This is a genomic window from Roseateles sp. GW823-FHT07B05 (assembly GCF_058794515.1).
The window spans coordinates 25,915-51,568 of sequence record NZ_JBXAGX010000005.1 but is presented as its reverse complement, the minus strand read 5'-3'; the positions used below and the strand labels follow the sequence as shown (position 1 = coordinate 51,568).

Genomic DNA, 25,654 nt, shown 5'->3' with positions numbered 1-25,654 from the left:
GAAATAGAAATGCAGTCCACCCTTCTCCCTCTCAACCGTCGCGTCGGCCTGATCGCCGGCGCCGCCGCCGTCGTCGCGCTGGGCGCCATCGGCTTCGCGCAGTTCGGCGCGGGCGTCGCGCAAGCCGATGCCGCCCCCGCGGCACCACCGGCCACGCCGGTGTCGGTCGCCCAGGTCGTCAGCCAGGACGTGGCCGCCTGGAACGAGTTCTCCGGCCGCCTGGAGGCCGTGGAGCGCGTGGACGTGCGGGCCCGCGTGTCGGGCGCCGTGCAGGCCGTGCACTTCCGCGAGGGCAGCCTCGTGAAGGCCGGTGACCTGCTCGTCACCATCGACCCCGCGCCCTACCAGGCCGAAGTCGCGCGCGTCGAAGCCCAGGTGGCCGCCGCGCAGGCCCGCGTGACCTACTCGCAGAGCGAGGCGCAGCGCGCCAAGTCGCTGTGGGACGACCGCGCCGTCGCCAAGCGCGAGTTCGACGAGAAGGACAACGCCGCCCGCGAGGCCGCCGCCAACCTGCGCGCCGCGCAGGCCGCGCTGCAGTCGGCCCAGCTGAACCTGGGCTACACGCAGGTGCGCGCACCGGTGGCCGGCCGCGTCGGCAAGGTCGAGGTGACGACGGGCAACCTCGTCGCCGCGGGCGCGGGCGCGCCGGTGCTGACGACGCTGGTGTCGGTGAGCCCCATCTACGCCAGCTTCGACGCCGACGAGAAGGTCGTGCGCGACGCGCTGGCCTCGCTGCCTGGCGGCGCTGCGGAGCGTCGCGGCCTGGAGCGCATCCCCGTCGAGATGCAGACCGGCGGCGACAAGGCCACGACCGGCCGCCTGCAGCTGGTGGACAACCAGGTGGACGCCAAGAGCGGCACGCTGCGCGTGCGCGCCCAGTTCGACAACAAGGACGGCGCACTGATCCCCGGCCAGTTCGCCAAGCTGCGCATGGGCCAGGCGCGCAACGAGGCGGCGCTGCTCGTCAACGAGCGCGCCGTCGGCACCGACCAGGACAAGCGTTATGTCATCGTCGTCGGCGCCGGCAACCAGGCCGAGTGGCGGCCCGTGACGCTGGGTGCCAGCGTGAACGGCCTGCGCGTCGTGACCTCGGGCCTGAAGGGCGGCGAGCGCATCGTCGTCGGCGGCGTGCAACGCGTGCGGCCGGGCTCGGTGCTCGCGCCCAAGGACGTGGCCATGGACGCCAAACCGGAACTGAGCGCCCAGCAAGCGGCGGCCAAGACCTCCTGACCTAAGAAGCCCAACCCCACCCGCGAGCGCTGTCTGCGGGCCGGCAAAACCGGCCCGCGGGGGGCGTGTTGTCGCCTGAAACCGCAACGCTCGCGCCAGGAGCCCTCATGAATCTCTCCAAATTCTTCATCGACCGCCCGATCTTTGCGGGCGTGCTGTCGTTGCTGATCTTCATCGGCGGCCTGCTGTCGATCCGCGCGCTGCCGATCTCGGAATACCCCGACGTCGTGCCGCCGTCGGTCGTCGTGCGCGCCCAGTACCCCGGCGCCAACCCCAAGGTCATCGCCGAGACGGTGGCCACACCGCTCGAAGAGGCCATCAACGGCGTCGAGGACATGCTCTACATGAGCAGCCAGGCGACGACGGACGGCCTGATGACGCTGACCGTCAGCTTCAAGCTCGGCACCGACCCCGACAAGGCCCAGCAGCTGGTGCAGAACCGCGTCAGCCAGGCCGAGGCGCGGCTGCCCGAGGAGGTCAAGCGGCTGGGCGTGACGACGGTCAAGAGCAGCCCCGACCTGACCATGGTCGTGCACCTGACCTCGCCCAACGAGCGCTACGACATGACCTACCTGCGCAACTACGCGCTGCTCAACGTCAAGGACCGCCTCGCGCGCATCCAGGGCGTCGGCCAAGTGCAGTTGTTCGGTGCGGGCGACTACTCGATGCGCGTCTGGCTGGACCCGCAGAAGGTGGCCGAGCACGGCCTGTCGGCCAGCGACGTCGTCACCGCCATCCGCGGCCAGAACGTGCAGGCCGCGGCTGGCGTCGTCGGCGCCTCGCCGGGCCTGGCGGGCGTGGACCTGCAGCTGTCGGTCAACGCGCAGGGCCGGCTGCAGTCGGTCGAGGAGTTCGGCGACATCATCGTGAAGACCGGTGCGAATGGCGCCGTCACGCGGCTGCGTGACCTGGGCCGGCTGGAGCTGGGCGCGTCCGAGTACGCGCTGCGCTCGCTGCTGGACAACAAGTCCGCCGTCGCCGTGCCGATCTTCCAGGCCCCGGGCGGCAACGCGCTGGACATCTCGGCCAACGTGCGCGCCACGATGGCCGATCTGAAGGCCGCGATGCCCGAGGGCGTGGACTACACCATCGTCTACGACCCGACGCAGTTCGTCCGCGCCTCCATCGAGTCCGTCATCCACACGCTGCTGGAAGCCGTCGCGCTGGTGGTGCTGGTCGTCATCCTGTTCCTGCAGACCTGGCGCGCGTCCATCATCCCGCTGCTGGCCGTGCCGGTGTCCATCATCGGCACCTTCGCGGTGATGCACGGCTTCGGCTTCTCGATCAACGCGCTGAGCCTGTTCGGGCTGGTGCTGGCCATCGGCATCGTCGTCGACGACGCCATCGTGGTGGTCGAGAACGTGGAGCGCAACATCGCCAACGGCCTGAGCCCGCGCGATGCCACCTACCAGGCGATGCGCGAGGTCTCCGGCCCCATCATCGCCATCGCGCTGACGCTGATCTCGGTGTTCGTGCCGCTGGCCTTCATCACCGGCCTGACGGGCCAGTTCTACAAGCAGTTCGCGCTGACCATCGCGATCTCGACGGTGATCTCGGCGATCAACTCGCTCACCCTCTCGCCCGCGCTGGCCGCGATGCTGCTGAAGGACCACCACGCCCCCAAAGACGCGCTGACCCGCGGCATGGACCGCGTGCTGGGCGGCTTCTTCGGCCGCTTCAACCGCCTGTTCACGCGCAGCTCCGAGAAGTACGGCGGCGGCGTGAAGACGCTGATGTCGCGCAAGGCGGTCATGATGGTCGTCTACCTCGTGCTGGTGGCCGCGACGGCCGGCCTGTTCAAGGCCGTGCCCGGCGGCTTCGTGCCGGGGCAGGACAAGCAGTACCTGATCGGCTTCGCGCAGCTGCCGGACGGCGCCACGCTGGACCGCACCGAGGACGTCATCCGCCGCATGACCGACATCACGCTCAAGACCCCGGGCGTGGAGCATGCGGTGGCCTTCCCCGGCCTGTCGATCAACGGCTTCACCAACAGCGCCAGCTCGGGCATCGTGTTCGCCACGCTGAAGCCTTTCGACGAGCGCAAGACCAAGGACCTGTCCGCCGGTGCCATCGCCGGCAAGCTGAACGCGCAGTACGGCGCGATCGAGGACGCCTTCATCGTCATGTTCCCGCCGCCGCCCGTGCAGGGCCTGGGCACCACCGGCGGCTTCAAGCTGCAGCTGCAGGACCGCGGCGGCCTCGGCTACGAGGCGCTGGACCAGGCGCTCAAGGCCTTCATGGCCAAGGCCTACAAGACGCCTGAACTCGCCGGCCTGTTCTCCAGCTACCAGGTCAACGTGCCGCAGCTGTTCGCCGACCTCGACCGCACCCGCGCCCGCCAGCTGGGCGTGGCCGTGACGGACGTGTTCGACACGATGCAGATCTACCTCGGCAGCCTGTACGTGAACGACTTCAACAAGTTCGGCCGCACGTACTCGGTCCGCGTGCAGGCGGATGCCGCCTACCGCGCCCGTGCCGAGGACATCGGCGCGCTGAAGGTGCGCTCGTCGTCGGGCGAGATGGTGCCGCTGTCCGCGCTGATGAAGGTGCAGCCCAGCTTCGGCCCCGAACGCGCCATGCGCTACAACGGCTTCCTGGCCGCCGACATCAACGGCGGCGCCGCGCCCGGCTTCTCGTCGGGCCAGGCGCAGGCCGCCGTGGAGCGCCTTGCCGCCGAGACGCTGCCCCCGGGCATCGGCTACGAGTGGACCGACCTGACCTACCAGGAAAAGATCGCCGGCAACTCCGCTGCGTGGGTGTTCCCGCTGGCCATCCTGCTGGTGTTCCTGGTGCTGGCCGCGCAGTACGAGAGCCTGACGCTGCCCATCGCCATCCTGCTCATCGTGCCCATGGGCCTGCTGGCGGCGATGACCGGCGTGTGGTTGAGCCATGGCGACAACAACGTGTTCACGCAGATCGGGCTCATCGTGCTCGTCGGTCTGAGCGCGAAGAACGCGATCCTGATCGTCGAGTTCGCGCGCGAGCTTGAGTTTGCTGGCCGCACGCCGGTGCAGGCAGCCCTGGAAGCGGCACGGCTGCGGCTGCGGCCCATCCTGATGACGTCGATGGCCTTCGTCATGGGCGTGCTGCCGCTGGTGCTCAGCACCGGCGCCGGCGCCGAGATGCGCCAGGCCATGGGCGTGGCGGTGTTCGCCGGAATGATCGGCGTGACGCTGTTCGGCCTGTTCCTGACGCCGCTGTTCTACGTCATCGTCCGCCGCCTCACCGGCAACGCACCGCTGCGCCACCACGGTGGCCAGGTCGCTGCGCCGGCGGCACCGGCGGCCCCCGAGTCCCCCGCGCAGCCCGTCATCGACGCCCTGCCGCAACGAGGCAAGTGATCATCATGAAATTGAACCTGACCCCACTTTTCGCAGCACTGCTGCTGGCGGGTTGCGCGTCGGTCGGCTCGGTGGACCCCGCCCAGCTGCCGCAGGCACCTGCTGCCTACAAGACCGCCGCCGCGAACGCCGCGCCTGCGCTGACCGCCAGCTGGTGGCAGCCGTTTGCCGACCCCGTGCTGGACGACCTCGTCGGCCGCGCGATGGCGGCCAACACCAGCGTGCAGCTGGCCGCCAACCGGCTCGCGCAGGCCCGGGCCGCGCTGGGCTCGGCGCAGGCGTCGCGGCTGCCGCAGCTGGGCGCCTCCGCTGGCGCCGGCCGCAACACACCCACGCCGGGCGCGCCAGGCGCCACGCAGTACAGCGCCGGCCTCAACCTGGCCTACGAGCTGGACCTGGGCGGCCGCCTGCTGCACGAGCGCGACGCCGCCGCGCTGGACGTGCAGGCCCGCGAGCAGCTGCTGGCCGATGCGCGGCTGCTGGTGCAGGCCAACGTCGCCCGCGGGTATCTCGCGCTGCGCGCGCTGGATGCCGAGCGCGACATCGTGCAGGGCACCGTCGCGGCCTACGCCGAGACGCTGTCGCTGACCGAGAAGCGCGCCCGCGCCGGCGACGTCGCCGACCTGGACCTGGCCCGCGTGCGCGCCGAACTCGCCGCCAACGAGGCCGAGGCGCTGGCGCTGGACCGCCGCCGCGTCGAGCTGGAGACCGCGCTGGCCGTGCTGCTGGGCGAGCCGGCCTCCAACTTCCGACTCGCGCCGACGACGTGGGCCACCGCGCTGCCCGCCGTGCCCGCCGGCCTGCCCTCCGAGCTGCTGCAGCGCCGCCCCGACCTCGCCGCTGCGCGCAGCCAGCTGCAGGCAGCACAGGCCCGCGTCGGCGTGGCGCAGGCCGCCTGGTGGCCCAGCCTGTCGCTGACGGCCCAGGGCGGCGGCGTGTCCAGCGAACTGTCCGACCTGCTGAAGAGCGGCGCCAGCACCTGGGGCGTGGGCCTGCTGGCCGCGCTGCCGATCTTCGACGGCGGCCGCCGCGAGGCCAGCGTCAACGCCGCGAAGGCGCAGCTGGACGGCTCGGCCATCGTGTTCCGCGAGCAGTTCCTGCTGGCGCTCAAAGACGTGGAAGACCAGCTCGGCGCGCTGTCGCTGCTGCAGGCCCAGGGTGAGGCCAGCGCCCGCGCCGTGGCGGCGGCGGGCCAAGCGCTGAAGCTGTCGGACACGCGCTACCGCAACGGCCTGGTCAGCCAGCTGGAGCTGCTGGATGCCCGCCGCAGCGAGCTCGCCAACCGACGCGCCGCACTGCAGGTGCGCTCGGCGCAGTACCAGGCCACCGTCGGCCTGATCCGCGCGCTGGGCGGCGGCTGGACAGGCGCCTGAAGCGCGACAAACCCGGCACTCTCGGCCTTGGAACTTGCGGGCCGAGCGCCGGGCCGCTCCCAAGCCGGCCCGCGTTGGGCGATGTGCTTGCGGCTCGATGCCGCAAGCATCGCCGTCCCCTCGGGGGACCGATCAGGCTCGCCCGCGTTCAGCGCAGCGAGACTGAGCGAGGGGCTTCAGTTCAAACACCGAGCAGTGCCTTGGCGCGCAGCAGCAAGCGGCGGCGGTCGTCGATGCCGTTGAGGCCGCCGTTGACCCGCTTGGTCAGCGAGGTCAGGTCGTCGACATCGGCCAGGTTGTTCAGGTTCTTCTTGGCCCAGAACCAGCCGGCCACGTCCACGCACAGGTCGGGGTCGGTCTCCACCAGCTCCGGCGTGGCCAGCAGCTCCGCCTCGCGGCCGATGGCCCGGCCGTACTCGCCGTAGTTGGCGCGGCCCGTCAGCTGGATCAGGCCTCGGCCCTTGAACCTGCGCCCGTCACCGGGCTGCAGGTTGCCCAGGTCCACGCGGCCCTGGTAGGCCTCGCCGTTGGCGATCTCGGCGCGGAAGCGGAACTCGCCCGACTCGTGCCCCACCTGCGCGAGAAAGTGCGCCTGCCGCAGCGGCGTGTCGATGTGCCGGTTGGCCATCACCTGCTGAAGCCGGGATGAGAAGTCGGCCACGTCCTCGTCCCGGGCGCGCAGGTAGAGCAGGCTCAGCCACGGCGGCGCCAGCACGTCGGGCAGCGATTCGCACAGGCTCAGCAGCGTGGCGCCGTTGGCATCGACGCGCCCGTCCGGCTCGCCCTGGCCCAGCGCGCTGCGCTGGAACGCCATGATGGCGTCCAGCGTCTTCTGGCCGAAGGCACCGTCGGGCTTCAGCGGCGCGGGCAACACCACGCGGCCGGCAGCGCTGCAGAGGTTGAGCAGCTGCTGCACGCTCTCCACGTCGTCCCGGGCGTTGCTGCATTGCGCGCCGACGGCGCCCGTCGTCAGGCCGCGGCCGCGCGTGCCGGCAGCGGCCGGCACCACCGCGGCCGAAGGCCCGGGCATCGGGGCGCTGGCGGCCACCTCGCGCCGCTCGAAATGCGGCGTGTCCTTGAAGGTGGTCCAGTTTCCGCCCCAGCGGTTGGCGGCGTCCAGCCCCTCCCAGAACTGGCCGATGGGGCGCAGCGTCTCCACGTCGGACACCAGCAGCGGCCGGCCGTCCGGCGCGTCGCGGAAGAAGTTCAGGTCGATGGCCAGGCGCTTCAGGTGCTGGCTGGCCATCGTCGTGCTGCGGCCGTTGCGGACATGCAGCGCCTGCTGCTCCGGCGTGCGGTACAGCTCACCGGCGGACGCCGAGAAGCCCAGCTCGCCGGCCTTCCTGACCAGCTCGCACACATGCAGCAGGAAGACGGATTGCTCGCGCACCAGGTCGCTCATGGCCGGCCTCCGTGGTCACCATCCTGGTCCTGCATGGCGACGCTCTGCGCACGGATGGCCTCGCCCAGCTGGCCGATCTTCTCGTCCTTGGCCTTGCTGCCGGCGCTGGACCCGAAGAAGTACTGGATGATGGCCGACAGCGTCACGCCCAACAGGAAGCCCAGCACCGTGTCGATGACGCGGGCGCGCGGGTCGTCAGACTTGTAGGCGGGCCCGAAGGCGGCGAAGAAGATGAAGACGAACGTCAGCAGCGTCAGCACACTGGCGTAGATGTAGATGAAGCGCCGCACCCAGGGGTCGGTGCTGGCGATGGCGGCCTCCTGCATGTGCCGCGCGCTGGCGCGGTCGGCGGCAGCGATGCGCTCGTACTCCAGCTGGTTGGCGTCGCTCTTCTGGCGGTACTCCAGCAGCTTGCCCTGGTACTCGAACTCGAACTGCTTGAGCTGCGCCCACTGCGTCTCGGTGAGCTTGTTGTCGGCGACATCGTTGATGTCGATGCCGGTCTTCTGCTGGATCAGGTCGGCGATCTCGGCCGTGCCCTTGTTGACCGCGCCGCGGAACACGCCGCTGAGCAGGTCCAGCCCTTTTTGAGCGAGCTGCGGCGCGATCGCCGACAGCGCCGCCGCGATCAGTGGAATGGGCATCTGCTGCTCCCGGTCTGGTGCGACCGGGCCAGCTTAGGCGGGCGGCCGACGCCGCCTCATCCGTCGTCCTGTGGACGTCTACGGAACTAGGGAAGCGTCTTGCAATTGGGCTTGCAAACGACCTCGTTGCGACCTAACAGCCGGATGGACTGCAGGCTGGCCGGCGAGCGGTGCTTGCCGCACTTGAAGCAGGAGCGGGTGTGGCCGCTGCCGAGGAAGGGCGAACCGCCCACTTTCGACTGGTAGCGCAGGCCATCTTGGCGGACCGCGGTCACGGTGTCTTTGCTCATCTTCGTGCAGGTCAGGACGAAGGGTCCATTGATCCACACGAATGATGACAACGCCACCTCGCAAGCCCGCAGTTAGCCACCAAACCACGGGCTTACCCCACCCTCCAAGCGCGGGGTCGGGCGCCAGGGACAATGCGGCACTGCTTTGAACGACCCATGGCCAAGCTATTTTTCAGATATGCCGCGATGAACGCCGGCAAGTCCACCGCCCTGCTGCAGGTGGCGCACAACTACGAGGAGCGCGGCCACCGGGTGCGCATCTTCACCGCGCGGCTGGACGACCGCTACGGCCACGGCTTCGTCACGTCGCGGCTGGGGCCGCAGCGCCAGGTCGAGCAGTTCGATGGCGCAACCGACTTCATCGCGCTGATGAACGACGCGCCGGGCATCGCCTGCATCCTCATCGACGAGGCGCAGTTCCTGTCCAAGCACCAGGTGCAGCAGCTGCACGAGATGGCGCACCTGCGCAACCTGCCGGCCATCTGCTACGGCCTGCGCACCGACTTCCAGGGCGAGCTGTTCCCCGGCTCGGCCACGCTGCTGGCGCTGGCCGACGAGATGGACGAGATGAAGACCATCTGCGACTGCGGCCGCAAGGCGACGATGAACATGCGCGTGGACGCCAGCAACCGCAAGGTCACCGAGGGCGCGCAGGTGGAGATCGGCGGCAACGCGCGCTACCGCTCGGTCTGCGGGCGCTGCTTCAGGCAGGGCTAGCGACGCCAACGCCGGCCAAGGAGCACCTGGGCCGGCAGGCTCTGCAGAGCGTCTCTAACGCAGCCCCAGCGCGTCGCGCACGGCGGCGGCGGCCTCGTCGCCCTTGGCCTTCTGCACGCGCTCCACGAGCTGCAGTGCCAGCGCCTGCAGCTCGCCCAGGCTGCCGCAGCGCTCCACTTCGAGTGCGAAGGCGTAGCCCTTGAACGGGCCCAGCAGCTTGGTGGCCTGGCCGCTCATGTAGGTGTAGAGCGCCGCGCGGTCCAGCAGCGGCGAGCCGCCGGCAGGTGCGGGCGCTGCAGCCGGAGCAGCCGGAGCAGCCGGAGCAGCAGGTGCCGCGGCCTGCGCTGGCGCAGCAAGGGGCGCCGGTTGTGTCACCCCGGGCAGGGCCGGGCCGCCAAGGGGCACGATGAGCCCCTGCTGGCGCAGCGCCTCGAGGTCCGCCTCGGTGGCGCCGGCCACCAGGCGCAGCCAGTCGCCGGCGGGCTTGGTGGCGTCCAGCACCAGCAGCAGGTTGCGCGCCGCGCGGGACAGCGGCAGGGCGCGCGCACGAATCTCGGCGCGCCCGGCATCGGTTTTGGAATGCAGCTGATCGAGCACGGTGGAAGCCTCGCCCGCGGCGGCTGTCGCCGCCGGCGGGTCTCGTCACAAAAGATAGGCGATCAGGTCTTGTCCCGCAGTTCGCGGCGCAGGATCTTGCCCACGGGGGTCTTGGGCAGCTCGGTGCGGAACTCGACGATCTTGGGCCGTTTGTAGCCGGTCAGGTTGAGTTCGCAGTACGACCGTACATCGGCCTCGGTGATATTCGGGTCTTTCTTCACGATGACCACCTTCACCGCCTCGCCGGCCTTGGCGTCGGGCACGCCGACGGCGGCGCACTCCAGCACGCCGGGCATCTGCGTGAGGACGTCCTCGACCTCGTTCGGATACACATTGAAACCGCTGACGAGGATCATGTCCTTCTTGCGGTCGACGATTCTGAAGTAACCGCGCTCATCGACGGTACCGATGTCGCCGGTGCGGAAGAAGTTGTCGGCCGTCATGACCTTGGCCGTCTCGTCCGGGCGCTGCCAGTAGCCGGCCATGACCTGGGGGCCGCGGATGGCGATCTCGCCGGGCTGGCCCATCGGCACCTCGTTGCCGTCGTCGTCCAGCAGCTTGAGCTCGGTCAGCGGCATGGGCAGGCCGATGGTGCCGCTGTAGGCGGTGCTGTCGGTCGGGTTGCAGGTGGCCGACGGCGAGGTCTCGGACAGGCCGTAGCCCTCGACGATGGGGCAGCCCGTCTTCTCCAGCCACAGCTTGGCCGTGGCCTGCTGCACGGCCATGCCGCCGCCGACCGAGATGACCAGCTTGCTCCAGTCCACGGTGCCGAAGTCCGCGTGGTTGGCCATGGCCATGAACAGCGTGTTGACGGCCGGGAAGCTGTGGAAGCTGTGCTGCGACAGCTCCTTGAACATGGCCGGCAGGTCACGCGGGTTCGGGATCAGCACGTTGGCGCCACCCATGTGCATGGACAGCATCATGTTCGTGTTGAAACCGAAGATGTGATACAGCGGCAGCGCACAGATGGTGACGACCTGCTGGCCGGCGGGGATCTTCTTCAGCGCGGGCTGGTACCAGGCTTCGGACTGCAGGATGTTGGCGACCAGGTTGCGGTGCTTGAGCACGGCGCCCTTGGACACGCCGGTGGTGCCGCCGGTGTACTGCAGTACGGCGATGTCGTCCGGGCCCAGCTTGGGCGCCTTGTAGGTGAGGCCACGGCCCTTGGCCAGTGCGTCGTTGAAGCGCACGGCGCCCGGCAGCTCGAAGGCCGGCACCATCTTCTTCACCTTGCGCACGACGTAGTTGACGATGCTGCCCTTGAGCAGGCCCAACATGTCGCCCATGGCCGCGAGGACGACGTGCTTGGTGGGCACGTTCTTGATGACCTGCTGCAGCACCGAGGCGAAGTTCTCGATGATGACGATGGCCTTGGCGCCGGAGTCCTTGAGCTGGTGCTCCAGCTCGCGCGGCGTGTACAGCGGGTTCACGTTGACGACCACATAACCCGCCCGCAGCACGGCGGCCACGGCCACCGGGTACTGGAACAGGTTGGGCATCATGAGGGCGACGCGGTCGCCCTTTTCCAGGCCCAGGCTCTGCAGATAGGCGGCGAAGGCACGCGAGGCTTCATCCACCTGCGCGAAGCTGACGCTCTTGCCCATCATCAAGTAGGCGGGCTTGCCGGCATTCTTCTTGAACGACGTGTCGAGCAGGTCGACCAGGCTCGGATAGAGCGAGACATTGACGTCGCGCGGCACCTCGGCCGGGTAGTGCTTCAGCCAGATCGGCTCCATGCCTTGTCTCCTTGTTGGTTGCGCCGATTCTGACCGAAGGCTGACAGGGCCCAGGTCAGGGGATTCGATAGCGCGATGCAACGGCGGGAGAACGCGCTGTTCAGAGCCGGATCAGGGCTGCTCGCCCGCGGCGCAACAGGACACGGTCGCTGGCCAGCAACTGTTCCAGGCCGGCGACGCAGGCCTTGGCATGGTCTGACGGCACGAACAGGTACTCGACGCGTCGGGTACGCAGCCAGTCAACGTCGAGCCGCTTGCACACATGCTCGTCATAGTTTGCGTAGGTGAAATCGGCATCCCCCTTGCCGTAGAAGAACGCCAGCGGTGCATCCAGGTGGATGGGCAGTGCACGGGCGAAGCCGACGGGCAGCAGCCAGCGCTCGCGCCAGATGTCCAGTTGGCGGTTGGGCACGAGGATGCGCGGAGATGGCTTGCCAGCGGCAGCACGAAGCAGGCCTCGGCCGTCCTCGATCAGGCGGATGTCGTCGCCGAAGTCGCAGGGCGTGTCGCCGCACCAGTTCACGCGCGACTTCATGTAGATCTCGGTAGGCAGCCGCTCCCGCACCGCGCTGAGCGGCATGATGGCCAGCAGCAGCGCGATCAGAACAGCGCAGCGCCAGCGGGAGTTCAGCCGGAACCACGTCAGCAAGGCGACCAGCGCGAACAGCAGCAACGCGAACAACCACACATAGGCGGCACGCGAGATGGCGTCGGCCAGATAGGGTTCGAGCAGGTACATGTCGCCGCGATGGCGCAGCACGTGGAAGACCGGCAGCAGCAGCAGACCCAACAGCGTGCAGCCCAACGGCACGCCCAACATCACGACGGCGGCCGGACGACGCCAATCGCGGGGTACGGTGACAAGCGCGGCCAGACCTGCCGCCAGGATGCCCAGCGCGATGACGGCGTGCGCCAGGTAGGGAATCAGGAACCAGGGCCTGAGCCAGGCCAGCGAGGTGAGATGCTTGCGCAGGTACTGCAGGTATTCAGCGACGGGCGGCGCGATGGGCTCGGGCTGAAAGCCTGGCGGAACATCCAACGCCTTGGGTGCAGAGCTGAGCAGGAACCGGTTGAGGTAGTACGGGTCCGACATCAACACCATCGTGAACAGGACGCCGCCAACCAGCACCAGCAGCACCGTCGGCTGCCGGGACCGCCAGCGCAACACAGCCAGCACCAACAGGCTGGTCGCCAGAGGCAGCAGCAACGTCACCGGATTCACCAAGGCCGTCAGGCCCAGCAGCAGCGCGCACGCGCAAAGCGCTGCGCGCCGGCTGCGCGCCGATGTCGTCAGCCAAGCTTCGAGCAGCAGTGCAGCCAACAGTACCAGCAGCAGCAGCGAACTCAGGCTGCCGGTCTTCTCCAACCCCTTGGATGACGCAAGCATCGAGAACGGCAAGATCGAGAAGAACAGCGCGCTGGCGAGGACAGCCCCGAGCAGCGCCGCATCTCCCAGCCGCCAGCCCTCTGACTGAACCGCCGCGGCCTCCCGCCGCTGCCCGAACCAGATGCCCAGCGCAGCCACGGCCAACAAGGATTGCACCAGCGGCTGGACCATGACGGCCTCGACCGCATTCACCGCGCCTCCCAGCATCCAGACGCGAGCCAGCAAGGCCAAGCCGGCGGGGTACTGGAAGTCCAGCGGGCCCCACTCGCCCTGCCGCCAGGGAATCTGGCCCAACCGGTACAGCTGCTGGGTGAAGAAGGCATGCTGGTCCGGGTCACTCGTCGGGGCGACCTGACGAGGCAGTTCGCACAGCGCCACGACGGCCACGCCAGCCAGCACGAAGAATGGCAAGGCACTGCCGGCACGGCTGCCAGATGCCGCGACCTTCTGCCGCCGCCAGACCGAGAGACCGATCACCAACAATCCAAAGCCGACCAGTTCGACGTCATGACAACCGGGCAGCGCAATACCCAGCCCCTCTACCCCTCGGGCAAGCAGCGAACGCCACGCGAACCATGTCATCAGCACGCACTGCCCCAAGCCGATGCACAACGCAGGGTTTCCGCGCGTCAATTGCCATCCCATCAACGCACCGGTCGCCGCGCCAAGGCAACCCAGCAAGGCGGCCACCGCGACAAAACCACCGCTGGCTACAAGCGCGCTCCCGAGGCCCGTGCGCTGGGTGACGACCAACACCATCCAGATCAGGATGCCGCCCAGCAGCAGGCCAAACCCGGCGTCGGCAACTTTCATGAGGCGTGGATTCATGGAAGGGGGCTGAAAAGTTAACCGGCGATGATGCCCGCCGGGCCGTGTCAATCTCGCGGCGCTCCACCCCTCAACCAAGGGTCGGGCCATCGCAGGCGGTGCACCACGCATTCAATGCCGCCGATGATGGCTGCTGAATCGGCTGCCCAGCGACACGCCGCCAATACACGCATGAACGCCACACCACCCGTCATCACTTTCGCCATCCCGTTCTACGGCAGCACCGAGTACCTGCAACGCTGTCTGCAGAGCGTACAGGCCCAGGACCGGGACGATTGGGAGGCCATCGTCGTCGACGACTGCAGCCCGACCGACGGTGCAGCCGCCATCGTCGCGGCCTGCAACGACAGCCGCATCCGCTACGAACGCAACACGGCCAATCTGGGGCTGGCAGGCAACTGGAACCGTTGCACGCAGGTGGGCAGCGCGGCACTGGTGACGCTGCTGCACGGCGACGATGAGCTGCTGCCGAACTACGCCCAGCTGATGGTGGACAGCCACGCCCGGCATCCTGACGCGTCCGCCATCTTCTGCGATGCGGAAATCATCGACGCGCAAAGCCTGCCGCAGCGCTCGTTCCGCGACTACGTGAAGACCTGGCTGGTACCCCGCAAGCAGCAGGCGTTCGACGTGGCCGGCGAGGCTGGCTATGCGGCGCTGCTGCGGGGCAACTTCATCATGTGCCCGACGCTGTGCTACCGGCGCAGCGTCTTCCAGCAGTTCAGCTTCTCGACGCGCTGGCGCATGGTGCTGGACGTCGAGTTCTACCTGCAGTTGCTGGCCGCCGGGCACACCTTGCACGGCGTGCGCCAGCTGGCCTACCGCTACCGGCGCCATGACGAGCAGGTGACCGTCGAGTGCGAGCGCAACCTGCGTCTGTTCGAAGAGGAGGCCCGCCTGTGGCGCCAGGCCTCCGCGCAGGCCACGGCCCTGAACTGGCCGCAGGCAGCGCAGGTCGGACGGGCGATGCGCTTCGTCCGCATGCACCTGCTGTTCTACGTCGCCACCGACCTGATGCGTGGGCAGTGGCGTGCCGCGCGGGACAAATGGGCGCTGCTGGGCAGGCTGGACGCAGTGGCCGGCTGAAACACCGGCCGTCGCGCTCAGATCTTCTTGACGTGCAGGATGTAGCCGCCGGCCAGCACCGGGAAGGCCCATTCGATGGCGTTGACCACTTTCTCCATGGCCTGCACCACCAGCCGCTTGAGGCCGCGTGAATTCAGGATCATCTCGCCGTAGCTCACGTAGTAGGGCCGGATCTCCCACGCCTCGAACCCTGCGCGCAGGCACAAGGTGTTCAGCGTCTTGAAGGAATAGATCTGGATGTGGTCGGGATGGCAGGATTCCCGCGCGATCAGCCCCAGCCCCGCATTCGTGAACGACGTGGCGTTGGGCGTCGTGGCAATCAGCTCCCTGCCCGGAAACTGCCGCTTGATGCCGGCGAAGAAGTCGGAGGTGTTGGGCAGATGCTCGATGATTTCTCCGGCCACGAGCAGGTCCGCCGCGCCGGTGAGCGGGGTCATCGCCGCCAGCTGCATGACATCGCCGGGATGGATGCTGCTGTTGGCCCCCGTGCGCAGGCCGTCGGCCGGCACCTTGGGTGAGCTGTCGATGCCCGTGACCGATTGCGCCCCCCTGGCCATTTCCTCGTGCAGCCAGACCCCGCTGCCGCGCTTGTGCAGCGCGGTTTCGTCATAGCAGCCCAGGTCCAGCACCCGCCGCCCGACGGCCTGCTGCGCGATCCAGCGAACGCGCTGGACCGGCCGCACCAGGGAGATTCTTTCGAAAGGCGTATAGGTCAGAGAAGCCATATCAGGGGCACCAAGGGATGAGATCGAGTCAGGACGAGCGCGCCAATTCCTGCGCATTGTGGGTGTCGCGCGGCAGCGCATGGTGCAGCGCCACCCAGGCCGCCGCCAGCAAGGCATTCACCACGCGCGCCGCCAGGACCGCCGTGATGGTCAACCCCGTGGCATAGCCGTAGCTCTTGAGCGCAACCGCGAAAACGCCCTCCGTGAGCCCGATGCCGCCCACCGTGACCGGCACGAGGTTGGTCAGGATGGCCAGCGCGGTGATGGCCGCCAGATCGAGCAAGGGCACATGGATGTCGAATGCGGCCAGCAGCATGGCATTGCCCAGCACGGAGGCTCCATAGCGCAGGCCCATCAGGGCCACATGCCAGCACAGCCGCCGCCCCCGGTGCACCAGCATGGACCGCGAGGCGGCAAAAAAGCCTTCCAGCCGGGCACCAAGGCCGAACCATCCCCGCCGCCCGCTTCCTTGCCGCAACATGAGGAACAGGAGGGCGCCGCACGTGCCGCTGACGAGCAGCGACGCCGCCCACAGGTACGCCGGCGGCACCCACTGGCCGGCGCCAACCAGCGCCAGCAGCACGATGATCAGCAGCGCCGAAATCCGCTGAATTACCAGCGCCGCGGTGATTTCAGCACCGGCGTAGCGCCCACGGCCCGCGACATAAGGCAGCGCCAGTTCGCCCAACTGCGCCGGTGTGAACTGCGCGATGCCCTGCACGTACAGATAGTCCGCCAGGAAACGCAGCCGCCAGGCGTGTCGACGGGAAAAGTCGAACAGCACCAGCAAGGCAGCGGCGCCCAACAGCGAGGCCGCCACGCTGAAGCCGCCATACGCCGCCAGCAGGCCCAGCGAGGCGGCCTGCATGGCCGCCCAGACCTGATCGGGCCGGCAGAAATACGCCAGCGCCCCGATCAAGACCGCCGTCAGCAAGTACCTCAGGTACTTCAATACCACCTGCTTGGTCACGGCATCAATCCATTGCCGCGGCACCAGGCCCGATTCGCGCCGCCCGTGCAGTCACGGATCAGCCCGGCAGTTTCATCATGAACCGCGAGCGTTGCCGGGGTGTCCGGGGGACGGCGGCAATGTCGTAGGCCAGAAACGCCAGCACGAACTGCAGGCCCATCATCATGGGCAACGCGGCCAGCATGACGGTACCCGCCGTCGTCGGCATGCCCAGCTGCGCGGCCCGCCACCAGCTGAACAGGCCGAATGACGTGCCCCCCAGCAGCAGCAGCAGGCCGAGGGGCAGTTCCAGCGACGCGATGGAAATATCCCGGAGGTAGTAGTTGTAGAAGATTCTCTTCAAGCCATTCCGGAAATGCTTGAACATGAATTCGCCGACGATCTTCGAGATCTTCAGATTGCTGACCTCGTCGCCATAGCGGGCGTGCATGGGCACGTCCACGACGACCGCGCGCAGGGTGTTCAGCCGGAACAACAGGTCCGTTTCGAAGAAGTAGCGCTTGCTGATCCGTTCATAGGGCAGTTGGCGTGCCACCTCGGCATGGATGGCGGTGTAGCCATTGGTCGGATCGAACAGGTCCCAGTACCCCGTGGACATCTTGGCCATCAGCGACAGCACCGCATTGCCGAAGATGCGCAAGCCGGGCATCGCGCGGATCTGCTCCAGGTCGTAGAACCGGTTGCCCTTGGCGTAGTCGGCATTGCCGGCCAGCAACGGCGCCACGAACAGACCGATCAGCGCGGGGTCCATCTGGCCGTCGCCATCCACCTTGACGATGATGTCCGCGCCGTCGGCGATAGCCGCCCGATAGCCGGCCATCACGGCACCGCCCACGCCCTGGTTCTGTTCAAGCCGCAGAACGGTGACGCGCGGGTCGCGGCAGTTCTGCGACACGAATGCACCGCTGCCCTCGGGGCAGCAGTCGTCGACCACATAGATGTTCGAGACCTCGGGGCCGATCTCCTGGATCACCGACAGCACATGGCGATGAACCTTGTAGCTGGGAATGACGACCGCGATGCGGGACTCTGGATTCATGGAGCGGGGCAAGCGATGACGAGCAGGTTCGGCTGCGCGCAGCCAAACCGCCATCATCGGCGGTGTTCAGGCGGATTGCCACCCCGAGGCCCCGCCTGTTGAGGGGGGCCCGCCCGGGCGGATGTCACTCTACTGCCTTGAGCATGTCCTCCACGACCTTCTTCGCGTCGCCGAACACCATCATGGTCTTGTCCATGTAGAAGAGTTCGTTGTCCAGGCCCGCGTAGCCCGCGGCCATGGAGCGCTTGTTGACGATGACGGTCTTGGCCTTGTGGGCCTCCAGGATGGGCATGCCGTAGATGGGGCTGCCCTTCACGTGCGCGGCCGGGTTCACGACGTCGTTGGCGCCCAGGATGATGGCCACGTCGGCCTGCGCGAACTCGGCGTTGATGTCTTCCATCTCGAAGACCTGGTCGTACGGCACCTCGGCCTCGGCCAGCAGCACGTTCATGTGGCCCGGCATGCGGCCGGCCACCGGGTGGATGGCGTACTTCACCGTCACGCCCTTCTCGGTCAGCTTGGCGGCCAGCTCCTTCACCGCGTGCTGGGCGCGCGCGACGGCCAGACCGTAGCCCGGCACGATGATGACCGTCTCGGCGTTGCCCATGACGAAGGCGGCGTCGTCGGCGCTGCCGCTCTTGACGTTGCGCTGCGCCGCGCCGCCCGACACCGCGGCGGTGGCATCTCCGCCGAAGCCGCCCAGGATCACGTTGAAGAACGAGCGGTTCATCGCCTTGCACATGATGTAGCTCAGGATGGCGCCCGAGCTGCCCACCAGCGAGCCGGAAATGATCAGCATCGGGTTGTTCAGCGAGAAACCGATGCCCGCCGCCGCCCAGCCGGAGTAGCTGTTCAGCATGCTCACCACCACCGGCATGTCGGCGCCGCCGATGGGGATGATCAGCGTCACGCCCAGCACGAAGCCCAGCGCGACGACGATCCAGAACGCATGCGCGTAGCCGGCCAGGCAGAACACCGCGCAGCCCCACAGCGCCAGCAGGCCCAGCAGCAGGTTCAGCCAGTGCTGGCCCTTGAACACCACCGGCGTGCCCTGGAACAGGCGGAACTTGCTGCCGCCCGACAGCTTGCCCCAGGCGATGACGGAGCCGGTGAAGGTGATGGCGCCGATGAAGGCGCCCAGCGCCAGCTCCAGCCGGTTGCCCATGGGGATGGGCGCGAGCGCACGGGCGGCGGAGCCATCCTCGGCCGCGATGCCGGCCAGCGCCGCGTCCAGCGGCGGCGTGATGCCGAAGGCGGCCGGCTCGTAGACCGCGGCCACCGCGATCGCCACGGCCGCCAGGCCGATCATGCTGTGGAAGAAGGCCACCAGCTCGGGCATCTTGGTCATCTCGACCGTCTTGGCCTTCCAGGCACCAAAGCCGCCACCGACGACCAGGCCCAGCAGCACCCAGCCCAGCCCCGTGGCCGAACCGGCCAGCTTCACGATGAGGGCGGCCGTCGTGAACGCGGCGATGGCCATGCCCACCATGCCGAACACATTGCCGCGGATGGACGTCGTCGGATGCGACAGCCCTTTCAGCGACTGGATGAAGCAGACGCTGGCGATGAGATACAGCAGCGTGACCAGGTTCATGCTCATGGCTTGCCCTCCGCAGTCATGCGTTTGCTCTTGCTCGACAACCGCTCGCCCCAGACGGCGCCGGCGACCGCCCCCACGCCGCAGGGCGCGATATAGACGACGGCCCAGGACGCACCGATCGCGTCAAACAGCGGTTTGATCCACTCGACCCGGTCCAGCACGGCCCAGCCAAGCATGAGGCCGGCGATGCCGCCCGCGAAGGCCAGCGCGTACTGGTGCACGGGACTGCGTTGATCGGTGCTGCTCATGGCTTGGCCTCCGCCACCGGCGCTTTCTTGTCCTTCTTCTTGAACATCTCCAGCATCCGCCGCGTGACGAGGAAGCCGCCGAAGATGTTGACCGCCGCCAGCGCGACGGCGATGACGCCCATCGTCTTGGCAAACGGCGTCTCGGTCAGCGCCGCGGCCAGCATGGCGCCGACGATGACGATGGCCGAGATCGCGTTGGTCACCGCCATCAGCGGCGTGTGCAGCGCTGGCGTCACCGTCCAGACGACGTGGTAGCCCACGTAGATGGCCAGCACGAAGATGATGAGATTGATGATGGTGTGGTCGACAAGTTCCATGTTCAGCTCCTCGTGACCTGGCCGTCTTGCGTGACGCGGCAGGCCGCGACGATGTCGTCATCCAGCGGCACGGTCAGCGTGCCCTCCTTGGTGATGACGAGCTTCAGGAAGTCCAGCACGTTGCGCGCGTACAGCGCCGACGCATCGGCCGCGACGAGCGCCGGCAGGTTGGTCTCGCCGACGATGACGACGCCGTGCTTCACGACGGTCTTGCCGGGCTCCGTCAGCGGGCAGTTGCCACCGGCCGGGGCGGCGATGTCGACGATGACCGAGCCCGGCTTCATCGCCTTGACCATGTCCTCGGTCACGAGCACCGGTGCCGCACGACCGGGAATCAGCGCCGTGGTGATGACGACATCGGCCTGCGCCACGCGCTTGGCCACCTCCACCTTCTGCCGCTCCAGCCAGCTCGGCGGCATGGGCCGCGCGTAGCCGCCCACCCCCTCGGCGGCTTCCTTCTCCTCGGCCGTCTCGTAGGGCACGTCGATGAACTTGCCACCCAGCGATTCGACCTGCTCCTTCACCGACGGCCGCACGTCGCTGGCCTCGATGACGGCGCCCAGCCGCTTGGCCGTCGCAATGGCCTGCAGGCCCGCCACGCCGACGCCCAGGATGACGACGCGCGCCGCCTTCACGGTGCCGGCGGCCGTCATCAGCATCGGGAAGAAGCGCTGGTAGCGGTCGGCCGCGATCATGACGGCCTTGTAGCCGGCGATGTTGGCCTGGCTGGACAGCACGTCCATGCTCTGTGCGCGTGTCGTGCGCGGCGCGGCTTCGAGCGCAAAGCTGGTCAGCCCGGCAGCGGCGATGGCCGCGAGGCCGTCGCGGTCGAAGGGGTTCAGCATGCCGACGAGCGCCGTGCCCGGCTTCATCAGCGCCAGCTCCTCGGCGCCCGGTGCGCGCACCTTCAGCACCAGCTCGGCGCCCAGCGCCGCGGCCTGGTCGACGATCTCGCAGCCCGCCGCCTCGTAGGCCGCATCGGTGACGCTGGCGGCCACGCCGGCGCCGCTTTCGATGCGCAGCACATGGCCGGCGGCCTTCAGCTTCTTGGCCGTCTCGGGCGTGACGGCCACGCGGGTCTCTCCGGCCGCGCGTTCGCGCGGGACGCCGATCTGCATGGAGGCTCCTGTCGGGGACTGGGGTGCGGGGCAGCTTACACAATGCCCGGGTCCGCCCGGAGCGGGAATTCGCGAGGAAGTTTCATGGTTGCCACAGAGAGATTCCGCCCCAGCGTCACGGTCGCGGCGGTCATCGAGCGCGACGGGCGCTACCTGCTCGTCGAGGAAGAGACGCCCGAAGGGCTGATGCTGAACAACCCCGCAGGCCATGTGGAGCTGGGCGAAAGCCCGATCGAGGCCGTCGTGCGCGAGGCGCTGGAGGAGACCGCGCGGGCCTTCACGCCGCAGCATTTCCTCGGTGTCTACCTCGCCCGTTTCGTGCGCCCGGCGCGATTAGAGGATGTGACCTATGTGCGGCTGGCGTTCAGCGGTGATGTGGGCGAGGAAATCGCCGGCCGCACGCTGGACGAAGGCATCCACCGCACGCTGTGGCTGACCGAGGCCGAGCTGGCCGCCTGCGCCGAGCGCCACCGCAGCCCGCTGGTGCTGCAGTGCGTGCAGGACCATGCCGCCGGGCGGCGGCTGCCGCTGGCGGCCGTGTTCTCGCACGCCTCGCTGGCGCAGCCCTGGGTCAAGGGGTGAGCCCCGGGGTCGCGCGGTGACGCGCGGCCGGCAGAATGCGCCGCTTCCCGACGCCACACGTGCCATGAGAACCCTGATCCTCTTCCTCATCCTGGTTGCCACGGCCGGGTGGTGGTACTTCGTCGGCGGCCGCCGGCTCGACGATGACCTGGTGCGCGACTACTACCTGCAGTCCCAGCAGGCCACGCTGCACCACGACCACGAGGCGCTGTGCGGCATGCTCAGCAACGACTTCGCGTCGACCAGCCAGGTCTCGATGGGGCCGCAGCGGGTGCGCACCGACGACAGCGCGGACAAGGCCAAGACCTGCGAAAGCTGGCGCGACCTCTTCGCCAGCTGGCAGCGGCTCGGCGAGAAGATGGGCGGCGAACTGCAGCTGGACGCGGGCCACGAGATCCACAGCATCACGCTGGCCGCCGACCGCAAGTCGGCCGTGGTGGACATCAGCACGCAGCTGGACGTGGCGGGCACCATCATGAACATCCGCACCCACACGCGGGACCAGCTGATCCGCCGCAACGGCCGCGTGCTGCTGGTGCGGTCGGACGGCAGCGCCTCCGTCACATCGGGCGGCTGACGGCCGGAGGCGCGCGCATGTCCGGGGTCGATTTCATCGAGGTCTACGACGGCGCGCTCAGCGCCGACGCCTGCCGTGCGCTGATCGAGCGCTTCCACGCCAGCCCGCATGTGCAGCGCGGCGCCACCGGCAGCGGCGTGGACGTGGCGCTGAAGGACAGCTGGGACATCGCCATCAGTCGCCACCCCGAGTGGGCCGACGCCTGCGCGCAGCTCAACGACGCCGTCATCCAGGGCTTCAAGCAGTACCTGCGCCGCTACGCGCACCTGGCGCTGGCGCCGCTGAAGCTGCAGATGAACCGCCCCGACGGCAGCACGGCGCTGCTGGACGCCGACACCGTCGCCACGCTGCCGGACGACGCGCTGATGGGCCTGATCTCCAAGGTCTTCCGCCCCGGCGCCATCAACCTGCAGCGCTACGTCGCCGGCCAGGGCGGCTACCCCTACTGGCACTGCGAGCAATACCCCAAGCTGGACCAGGGCGAGGCGCTGCACCGCGCGGTGCTGTGGACGATCTACCTGAACGACGACTTCGCCGACGGCGAGACCGAGTTCCTCTACCAGGGCCGCAAGATCGCGCCGCGCACCGGCAGCCTGCTGATCGCACCGGGCGGCTTCACGCACACGCACCGCGGCAACCGGCCGACGGGTGGCGACAAGGTCATCGCCACGAGCTGGGTGCTTTACCAGCGCGCGGAAAGCCTGTTCGCGCCGGGCTGATGGGCCCGTTTGGGACAATCGGCGGCATGAGTTCCGACAAAAAACATCGAGTCGTCGTCGGCCTGTCCGGCGGCGTGGACTCGGCCGTGACCGCCCACCTGCTGAAAGCACAGGGCCACGAGGTCATCGGCATCTTCATGAAGAACTGGGAAGACGACGACGACGACGAGTACTGCTCGACGCGCCAGGACTTCCTGGACGCCGCCTCGGTGGCCGACGTGCTGGGCATCGAGATCGAGCACGTCAACTTCGCGGCCGAGTACAAGGACCGCGTGTTCGAGAGCTTCCTGCGCGAGTACCAGGCCGGCCGCACGCCCAACCCCGACGTGCTGTGCAACGCCGAGATCAAGTTCAAGGCCTTCCTGGACCACGCGATGCGGCTGGGCGCCGAGAAGATCGCCACCGGTCACTACGCCCGCGTGCGTGAGGTCGACGGCGAGTTCCAGCTGCTCAAGGGGCTGGACCCGCTGAAGGACCAGAGCTACTTCCTGCACCGCCTGTCGCAGGCGCAGATCAGCAAGGCGATGTTCCCGGTGGGCCACCTGGAGAAGACCGAGGTGCGCCGCATCGCCGCCGAGATCGGCCTGCCGAACGCGAAGAAGAAGGACTCCACCGGCATCTGCTTCATCGGCGAGCGGCCGTTCCGCGAGTTTCTGAACAAGTACCTGTCGCACCAGCCCGGCCCCATCAAGGACGAGCGCGGCCGCAAGCTCGGCGAGCACGTGGGCCTGTCCTTCTACACGCTGGGCCAGCGCCAGGGCCTGGGCATCGGCGGCGTGAAGGACAAGAAGGCCGCGCGCGGCGGCGGCGAGCACGAGCCCTGGTTCGTGGCCGCCAAGGACATCCCCACCAACACGCTGATCGCCGTGCAGGGCCACGGCCACCCGCTGCTGCAAAGCCCGGCGCTGCTGGCCGACGACCTGAGCTGGATCGCCGGCCGCGCACCCGCCGCCGGCCTGGCCGCCGCCAAGACGCGCTACCGCCAGGCGGACGCGCCTTGCAGCGTGGGCTACGACGACGCCGGCCGGCTGCTGCTGCGCTTCCCCGAGCCGCAGTGGGCCGTCACGCCGGGGCAGAGCGCGGTCGTCTACGACGGCGACGTGTGCCTGGGCGGCGGCGTCATCTCGCAAGCGCTGGCCGCATGAGGCCCGCGCGCCGGGCCGCACCGCGCGAGGGGCCCCAATGACCCGCTTCGACCGGCTGCTGGCCCGCCTGGCCGAGCCCGGCACCGTGCTGCGGCTGGCCGCGCTGGTGGTCTGCGCGATGGAGCTGGTCAGCGCCGGTGCGGCGCTGCTGGGCGTGCGCACCGAGCCGTATGACGGGCTGGTGGCCCGCGTCTGGCGCGCGGCCGGCGGCGGCGCCGACGACCGCGGCCTGCTGCTGCTGTGCGTGGGCCTGCTGCTGGCCTTCGTCGCGCTGATGTGGCGGCTGGCGAGCCAGGGCGGCAGCGTCGTCGCGGTGAACCGGCGCCTGGCCTGGCTGCTGCTGGTGGACCTGCTGGCCTTCGGCGTCACGCCGGGCCTGCCCTTCCTCGTCACGGCGCTGGCCGCCGTGCTGCTGCCGGCGCGGCTGGCGCTGGGCTTCGGCTTCGCGCAGGTGCTGCTGAACACCGCCATCTACGCCGCGCCGCAGGCCACCGCGTGGCTGGACCAGTTCGGCCTGCTGTCCTCCATGCTGGCGCTGCACGGCCTGGCCTTCGGCCTCGGCCGCATGGCCGCCGCCGAGGCCGAGAAGCGCCGCTGGCTGCAGGCCGTGCTGGCCGAGCAGCTGTCCGGCGAACACCTGCTGGCCGAGCAGATGCGCTACAGCGAGCGCATGCAGATCGCCCGCGAGCTGCACGACCTGATGGGCCACCACCTGACCGCGCTGAACCTGCAGCTGCAGCTGGGCGGCGCGCTGCTGGCGCGCAGCGACACCGGCGGCGCCGGCCAGGCGCTGGCGCGTGCCGAGGGCGTGGCCGCGCAGCTGCTGGCCGACGTGCGCGAGTCCGTGTCGCAGCAACGCAGCTCGCAGCGCATCGACCTGTCCGCCGCGCTGCAGGCACTGGCCGAGGGCATTGCCAGCACGCGCATCGAGCTGGCGCTGGACGACGCCGCCCGCGACCTCGGCCCGCGCACCGCCCACGCGCTGCTGCGCTGCGTGCAGGAGGGCGTCACCAACAGCGTGCGCCATGCCGGCGCGCGGCGCGTGCGCGTCGAGCTGCGCGGCGATGGGGATGAAGTCGCGGTCAGCATCGACGATGATGGGCGCGGCGCGCCGGGCTGGCACGAGGGCCGGTCGGGCAACGGCCTCTCGGGCATGGCCGAGCGCATGGCCGAACTGGGGGGGCAGATGCGCGTCACGCGCACCGGTCCGGGTTTTCGAATCGAGCTGAGATGTCCGCAATGGATGTGATCAAGATCCTGCTGGTGGAAGACCAGCAACTGGTGCGCGAGGGCCTCAAGGGCCTGCTGGCACTGCACGACGACCTGCAGGTCGTCGGTGAGGCCAGCGACGGCGCCGAGGCGCTGGAGTGGCTGGCGGCCGCACCGGCCGAGGTCATGCCCGACGTCATCCTGTCCGACATGCGCATGCCGCGGCTGGACGGGCTGGGCCTGATCCGCGCGCTGGCCGCGCGCGCGCTGCGCGTGCCGGTGCTGCTGTTGACGACCTTCGACGACACCGCCGCCTTCGACGAGGCCGTGCGCGCCGGCGCCAAGGGCTTCCTGCTGAAGGCCATCAGCCCCGACACGCTGCGCCAGGCGCTGCGCGACGTGCACGGCGGCGGCACGGCGCTGCGGCCGTCGCTGACCACCCGCATGGAAGCCAAGGGCGGCGAGCGCGCCTTCACCGCCGCCGACCAGCCCGACCCGCTGAGCCCCAAGGAACTGCAGGTGCTGCGCCTGGTGGCCAGCGGCCGCAGCAACACCGAGATCGCCAGCCTGCTGGGCAACAGCGAGGGCGTCATCAAGAACCACTGCTCCGCCATCTTCTCGAAGATGGGCGTGCGCGACCGCACGCAGGCGGTGCTGCGCGCCATCGATCTCGGCTGGATTTAGCGCGGGCCGAGCGCCGGGCCGCCCCAAGCCGGCCCGCCTTGGGCGACGCGCTTGCCGGGCGGTCCGGCAAGCGTCGCCGTCCCCTCGGGG

General features: G+C 69.0%; 24 protein-coding genes. 11 read left to right on the top strand and 13 right to left on the bottom strand.

What is annotated here, in order from left to right:
• The first annotated feature begins 9 nt into the window (after positions 1-9).
• The 3 genes from AC1Q7O_RS12600 (at position 10) to AC1Q7O_RS12590 (ending at position 5,944) form a co-directional block, all read left to right on the top strand.
• Positions 10-1,230, top strand: a complete 1,221-nt coding sequence (locus AC1Q7O_RS12600) for an efflux RND transporter periplasmic adaptor subunit (protein ID WP_492661376.1) — start codon at positions 10-12, stop codon at positions 1,228-1,230.
• Between the two features lie 107 nt (positions 1,231-1,337).
• Complete coding sequence (locus tag AC1Q7O_RS12595; RefSeq protein WP_492661377.1) at positions 1,338-4,571, top strand: efflux RND transporter permease subunit; 3,234 nt, start codon at positions 1,338-1,340, stop codon at positions 4,569-4,571.
• Positions 4,572-4,576: 5 nt separating this feature from the next.
• Positions 4,577-5,944 (top strand): efflux transporter outer membrane subunit, encoded by a 1,368-nt coding sequence (locus AC1Q7O_RS12590; protein ID WP_492661378.1) that lies wholly within the window; start codon positions 4,577-4,579, stop codon positions 5,942-5,944.
• A 181-nt stretch (positions 5,945-6,125) separates the two neighbouring features.
• On the opposite strand, the gene AC1Q7O_RS12585 is transcribed toward AC1Q7O_RS12590, so the two are convergent.
• The 3 genes from AC1Q7O_RS12585 to AC1Q7O_RS12575 form a co-directional block, all read right to left on the bottom strand.
• On the bottom strand, positions 6,126-7,346 hold the full coding sequence (locus tag AC1Q7O_RS12585; protein WP_492661379.1) for a glycoside hydrolase family 19 protein: 1,221 nt from the start codon (positions 7,344-7,346) through the stop codon (positions 6,126-6,128).
• Positions 7,343-7,990 carry a hypothetical protein gene (locus AC1Q7O_RS12580; RefSeq protein ID WP_492661380.1) on the bottom strand — a complete coding sequence of 216 codons (648 nt, stop codon included), beginning with the start codon at positions 7,988-7,990 and terminating at the stop codon, positions 7,343-7,345. The genes AC1Q7O_RS12585 and AC1Q7O_RS12580 overlap by 4 nt, the downstream gene beginning before the upstream one ends.
• Positions 7,991-8,076: 86 nt before the next feature.
• Positions 8,077-8,280: a hypothetical protein gene (locus AC1Q7O_RS12575; protein WP_394513912.1), complete on the bottom strand. Its 204-nt coding sequence runs from the start codon at positions 8,278-8,280 to the stop codon at positions 8,077-8,079.
• A gap of 156 nt (positions 8,281-8,436) precedes the next feature.
• Between AC1Q7O_RS12575 and AC1Q7O_RS12570 the strand changes: the two genes are divergently transcribed.
• The gene (locus AC1Q7O_RS12570; protein WP_492661381.1) at positions 8,437-8,997 is read left to right on the top strand and encodes a thymidine kinase; all 561 of its coding nucleotides are present in this window, start codon (positions 8,437-8,439) and stop codon (positions 8,995-8,997) included.
• Positions 8,998-9,051: 54 nt separating this feature from the next.
• Here AC1Q7O_RS12570 and AC1Q7O_RS12565 read toward each other — a convergent pair whose 3' ends face one another.
• The 3 genes from AC1Q7O_RS12565 to AC1Q7O_RS12555 all read right to left on the bottom strand — a co-directional run bounded on the left by AC1Q7O_RS12565 (position 9,052) and on the right by AC1Q7O_RS12555 (position 13,530).
• Positions 9,052-9,594, bottom strand: a complete 543-nt coding sequence (locus tag AC1Q7O_RS12565) for a hypothetical protein (protein WP_492661382.1) — start codon at positions 9,592-9,594, stop codon at positions 9,052-9,054.
• Positions 9,595-9,656: 62 nt separating this feature from the next.
• Positions 9,657-11,330 (bottom strand): long-chain-fatty-acid--CoA ligase, encoded by a 1,674-nt coding sequence (locus AC1Q7O_RS12560; RefSeq protein ID WP_492661383.1) that lies wholly within the window; start codon positions 11,328-11,330, stop codon positions 9,657-9,659.
• Between the two features lie 100 nt (positions 11,331-11,430).
• The gene (locus AC1Q7O_RS12555) at positions 11,431-13,530 is read right to left on the bottom strand and encodes a hypothetical protein (RefSeq protein ID WP_492661384.1); all 2,100 of its coding nucleotides are present in this window, start codon (positions 13,528-13,530) and stop codon (positions 11,431-11,433) included.
• Positions 13,531-13,716: 186 nt separating this feature from the next.
• Here AC1Q7O_RS12555 and AC1Q7O_RS12550 point away from each other — a divergent pair, with 186 nt between their 5' ends.
• Entirely contained in the window at positions 13,717-14,631 is a 915-nt protein-coding gene (locus AC1Q7O_RS12550; RefSeq protein WP_492661385.1) for a glycosyltransferase family 2 protein, read from the top strand.
• A gap of 17 nt (positions 14,632-14,648) precedes the next feature.
• Here AC1Q7O_RS12550 and AC1Q7O_RS12545 read toward each other — a convergent pair whose 3' ends face one another.
• The 7 genes from AC1Q7O_RS12545 to AC1Q7O_RS12515 all read right to left on the bottom strand — a co-directional run bounded on the left by AC1Q7O_RS12545 (position 14,649) and on the right by AC1Q7O_RS12515 (position 20,648).
• A complete protein-coding gene (locus AC1Q7O_RS12545; protein WP_492661386.1) occupies positions 14,649-15,356 on the bottom strand; it encodes a class I SAM-dependent methyltransferase in 708 nt (235 codons plus the stop codon).
• A 28-nt stretch (positions 15,357-15,384) separates the two neighbouring features.
• A complete protein-coding gene (locus AC1Q7O_RS12540; RefSeq protein WP_492661387.1) occupies positions 15,385-16,326 on the bottom strand; it encodes a lysylphosphatidylglycerol synthase domain-containing protein in 942 nt (313 codons plus the stop codon).
• Between the two features lie 58 nt (positions 16,327-16,384).
• Positions 16,385-17,365, bottom strand: coding sequence for a glycosyltransferase family 2 protein (locus AC1Q7O_RS12535; protein ID WP_492661388.1), 981 nt, complete (start codon positions 17,363-17,365; stop codon positions 16,385-16,387).
• Between the two features lie 124 nt (positions 17,366-17,489).
• Positions 17,490-18,965: an NAD(P)(+) transhydrogenase (Re/Si-specific) subunit beta gene (locus AC1Q7O_RS12530; RefSeq protein ID WP_492661389.1), complete on the bottom strand. Its 1,476-nt coding sequence runs from the start codon at positions 18,963-18,965 to the stop codon at positions 17,490-17,492.
• The gene (locus AC1Q7O_RS12525; protein ID WP_492661390.1) at positions 18,962-19,213 is read right to left on the bottom strand and encodes a hypothetical protein; all 252 of its coding nucleotides are present in this window, start codon (positions 19,211-19,213) and stop codon (positions 18,962-18,964) included. The genes AC1Q7O_RS12530 and AC1Q7O_RS12525 overlap by 4 nt, the downstream gene beginning before the upstream one ends.
• Positions 19,210-19,530 (bottom strand): NAD(P) transhydrogenase subunit alpha part 2, encoded by a 321-nt coding sequence (locus tag AC1Q7O_RS12520; RefSeq protein ID WP_492661391.1) that lies wholly within the window; start codon positions 19,528-19,530, stop codon positions 19,210-19,212. The genes AC1Q7O_RS12525 and AC1Q7O_RS12520 overlap by 4 nt, the downstream gene beginning before the upstream one ends.
• 2 nt (positions 19,531-19,532) lie before the next feature.
• On the bottom strand, positions 19,533-20,648 hold the full coding sequence (locus AC1Q7O_RS12515) for a Re/Si-specific NAD(P)(+) transhydrogenase subunit alpha (RefSeq protein ID WP_492661392.1): 1,116 nt from the start codon (positions 20,646-20,648) through the stop codon (positions 19,533-19,535).
• A gap of 84 nt (positions 20,649-20,732) precedes the next feature.
• Here AC1Q7O_RS12515 and AC1Q7O_RS12510 point away from each other — a divergent pair, with 84 nt between their 5' ends.
• The 6 genes from AC1Q7O_RS12510 to AC1Q7O_RS12485 all read left to right on the top strand — a co-directional run bounded on the left by AC1Q7O_RS12510 (position 20,733) and on the right by AC1Q7O_RS12485 (position 25,564).
• A complete protein-coding gene (locus AC1Q7O_RS12510) occupies positions 20,733-21,230 on the top strand; it encodes an NUDIX hydrolase (RefSeq protein WP_492661393.1) in 498 nt (165 codons plus the stop codon).
• Positions 21,231-21,294: 64 nt separating this feature from the next.
• A complete protein-coding gene (locus AC1Q7O_RS12505; RefSeq protein ID WP_492661394.1) occupies positions 21,295-21,807 on the top strand; it encodes a hypothetical protein in 513 nt (170 codons plus the stop codon).
• Between the two features lie 17 nt (positions 21,808-21,824).
• Positions 21,825-22,526, top strand: a complete 702-nt coding sequence (locus AC1Q7O_RS12500; protein ID WP_492661395.1) for a 2OG-Fe(II) oxygenase — start codon at positions 21,825-21,827, stop codon at positions 22,524-22,526.
• Positions 22,527-22,552: 26 nt separating this feature from the next.
• Positions 22,553-23,671, top strand: a complete 1,119-nt coding sequence (gene mnmA / locus AC1Q7O_RS12495; RefSeq protein ID WP_492661396.1) for a tRNA 2-thiouridine(34) synthase MnmA — start codon at positions 22,553-22,555, stop codon at positions 23,669-23,671.
• 37 nt (positions 23,672-23,708) lie between these two features.
• Positions 23,709-24,920: a sensor histidine kinase gene (locus AC1Q7O_RS12490; protein ID WP_492661397.1), complete on the top strand. Its 1,212-nt coding sequence runs from the start codon at positions 23,709-23,711 to the stop codon at positions 24,918-24,920.
• Entirely contained in the window at positions 24,911-25,564 is a 654-nt protein-coding gene (locus AC1Q7O_RS12485; protein ID WP_492661398.1) for a response regulator, read from the top strand. The genes AC1Q7O_RS12490 and AC1Q7O_RS12485 overlap by 10 nt, the downstream gene beginning before the upstream one ends.
• The last annotated feature ends 90 nt before the right edge of the window (positions 25,565-25,654 follow it).

What these genes read in the sequence shown, in the direction of transcription:
- AC1Q7O_RS12530 (WP_492661389.1), bottom strand. Translation starts at nt 18,965, where the DNA reads ATGAGCATGAACCTGGTCACGCTGCTGTATCTCATCGCCAGCGTCTGC.
- AC1Q7O_RS12590 (WP_492661378.1), top strand. Translation starts at nt 4,577, where the DNA reads ATGAAATTGAACCTGACCCCACTTTTCGCAGCACTGCTGCTGGCGGGT.
- mnmA (WP_492661396.1), top strand. Translation starts at nt 22,553, where the DNA reads ATGAGTTCCGACAAAAAACATCGAGTCGTCGTCGGCCTGTCCGGCGGC.
- AC1Q7O_RS12505 (WP_492661394.1), top strand. Translation starts at nt 21,295, where the DNA reads ATGAGAACCCTGATCCTCTTCCTCATCCTGGTTGCCACGGCCGGGTGG.
- AC1Q7O_RS12555 (WP_492661384.1), bottom strand. Translation starts at nt 13,530, where the DNA reads ATGAAAGTTGCCGACGCCGGGTTTGGCCTGCTGCTGGGCGGCATCCTG.
- AC1Q7O_RS12570 (WP_492661381.1), top strand. Translation starts at nt 8,437, where the DNA reads ATGGCCAAGCTATTTTTCAGATATGCCGCGATGAACGCCGGCAAGTCC.
- AC1Q7O_RS12560 (WP_492661383.1), bottom strand. Translation starts at nt 11,330, where the DNA reads ATGGAGCCGATCTGGCTGAAGCACTACCCGGCCGAGGTGCCGCGCGAC.
- AC1Q7O_RS12595 (WP_492661377.1), top strand. Translation starts at nt 1,338, where the DNA reads ATGAATCTCTCCAAATTCTTCATCGACCGCCCGATCTTTGCGGGCGTG.
- AC1Q7O_RS12510 (WP_492661393.1), top strand. Translation starts at nt 20,733, where the DNA reads ATGGTTGCCACAGAGAGATTCCGCCCCAGCGTCACGGTCGCGGCGGTC.
- AC1Q7O_RS12490 (WP_492661397.1), top strand. Translation starts at nt 23,709, where the DNA reads ATGACCCGCTTCGACCGGCTGCTGGCCCGCCTGGCCGAGCCCGGCACC.
- AC1Q7O_RS12500 (WP_492661395.1), top strand. Translation starts at nt 21,825, where the DNA reads ATGTCCGGGGTCGATTTCATCGAGGTCTACGACGGCGCGCTCAGCGCC.
- AC1Q7O_RS12550 (WP_492661385.1), top strand. Translation starts at nt 13,717, where the DNA reads ATGAACGCCACACCACCCGTCATCACTTTCGCCATCCCGTTCTACGGC.
- AC1Q7O_RS12535 (WP_492661388.1), bottom strand. Translation starts at nt 17,365, where the DNA reads ATGAATCCAGAGTCCCGCATCGCGGTCGTCATTCCCAGCTACAAGGTT.
- AC1Q7O_RS12575 (WP_394513912.1), bottom strand. Translation starts at nt 8,280, where the DNA reads ATGAGCAAAGACACCGTGACCGCGGTCCGCCAAGATGGCCTGCGCTAC.
- AC1Q7O_RS12545 (WP_492661386.1), bottom strand. Translation starts at nt 15,356, where the DNA reads ATGGCTTCTCTGACCTATACGCCTTTCGAAAGAATCTCCCTGGTGCGG.
- AC1Q7O_RS12525 (WP_492661390.1), bottom strand. Translation starts at nt 19,213, where the DNA reads ATGAGCAGCACCGATCAACGCAGTCCCGTGCACCAGTACGCGCTGGCC.
- AC1Q7O_RS12580 (WP_492661380.1), bottom strand. Translation starts at nt 7,990, where the DNA reads ATGCCCATTCCACTGATCGCGGCGGCGCTGTCGGCGATCGCGCCGCAG.
- AC1Q7O_RS12520 (WP_492661391.1), bottom strand. Translation starts at nt 19,530, where the DNA reads ATGGAACTTGTCGACCACACCATCATCAATCTCATCATCTTCGTGCTG.
- AC1Q7O_RS12515 (WP_492661392.1), bottom strand. Translation starts at nt 20,648, where the DNA reads ATGCAGATCGGCGTCCCGCGCGAACGCGCGGCCGGAGAGACCCGCGTG.
- AC1Q7O_RS12600 (WP_492661376.1), top strand. Translation starts at nt 10, where the DNA reads ATGCAGTCCACCCTTCTCCCTCTCAACCGTCGCGTCGGCCTGATCGCC.
- AC1Q7O_RS12585 (WP_492661379.1), bottom strand. Translation starts at nt 7,346, where the DNA reads ATGAGCGACCTGGTGCGCGAGCAATCCGTCTTCCTGCTGCATGTGTGC.
- AC1Q7O_RS12485 (WP_492661398.1), top strand. Translation starts at nt 24,911, where the DNA reads ATGGATGTGATCAAGATCCTGCTGGTGGAAGACCAGCAACTGGTGCGC.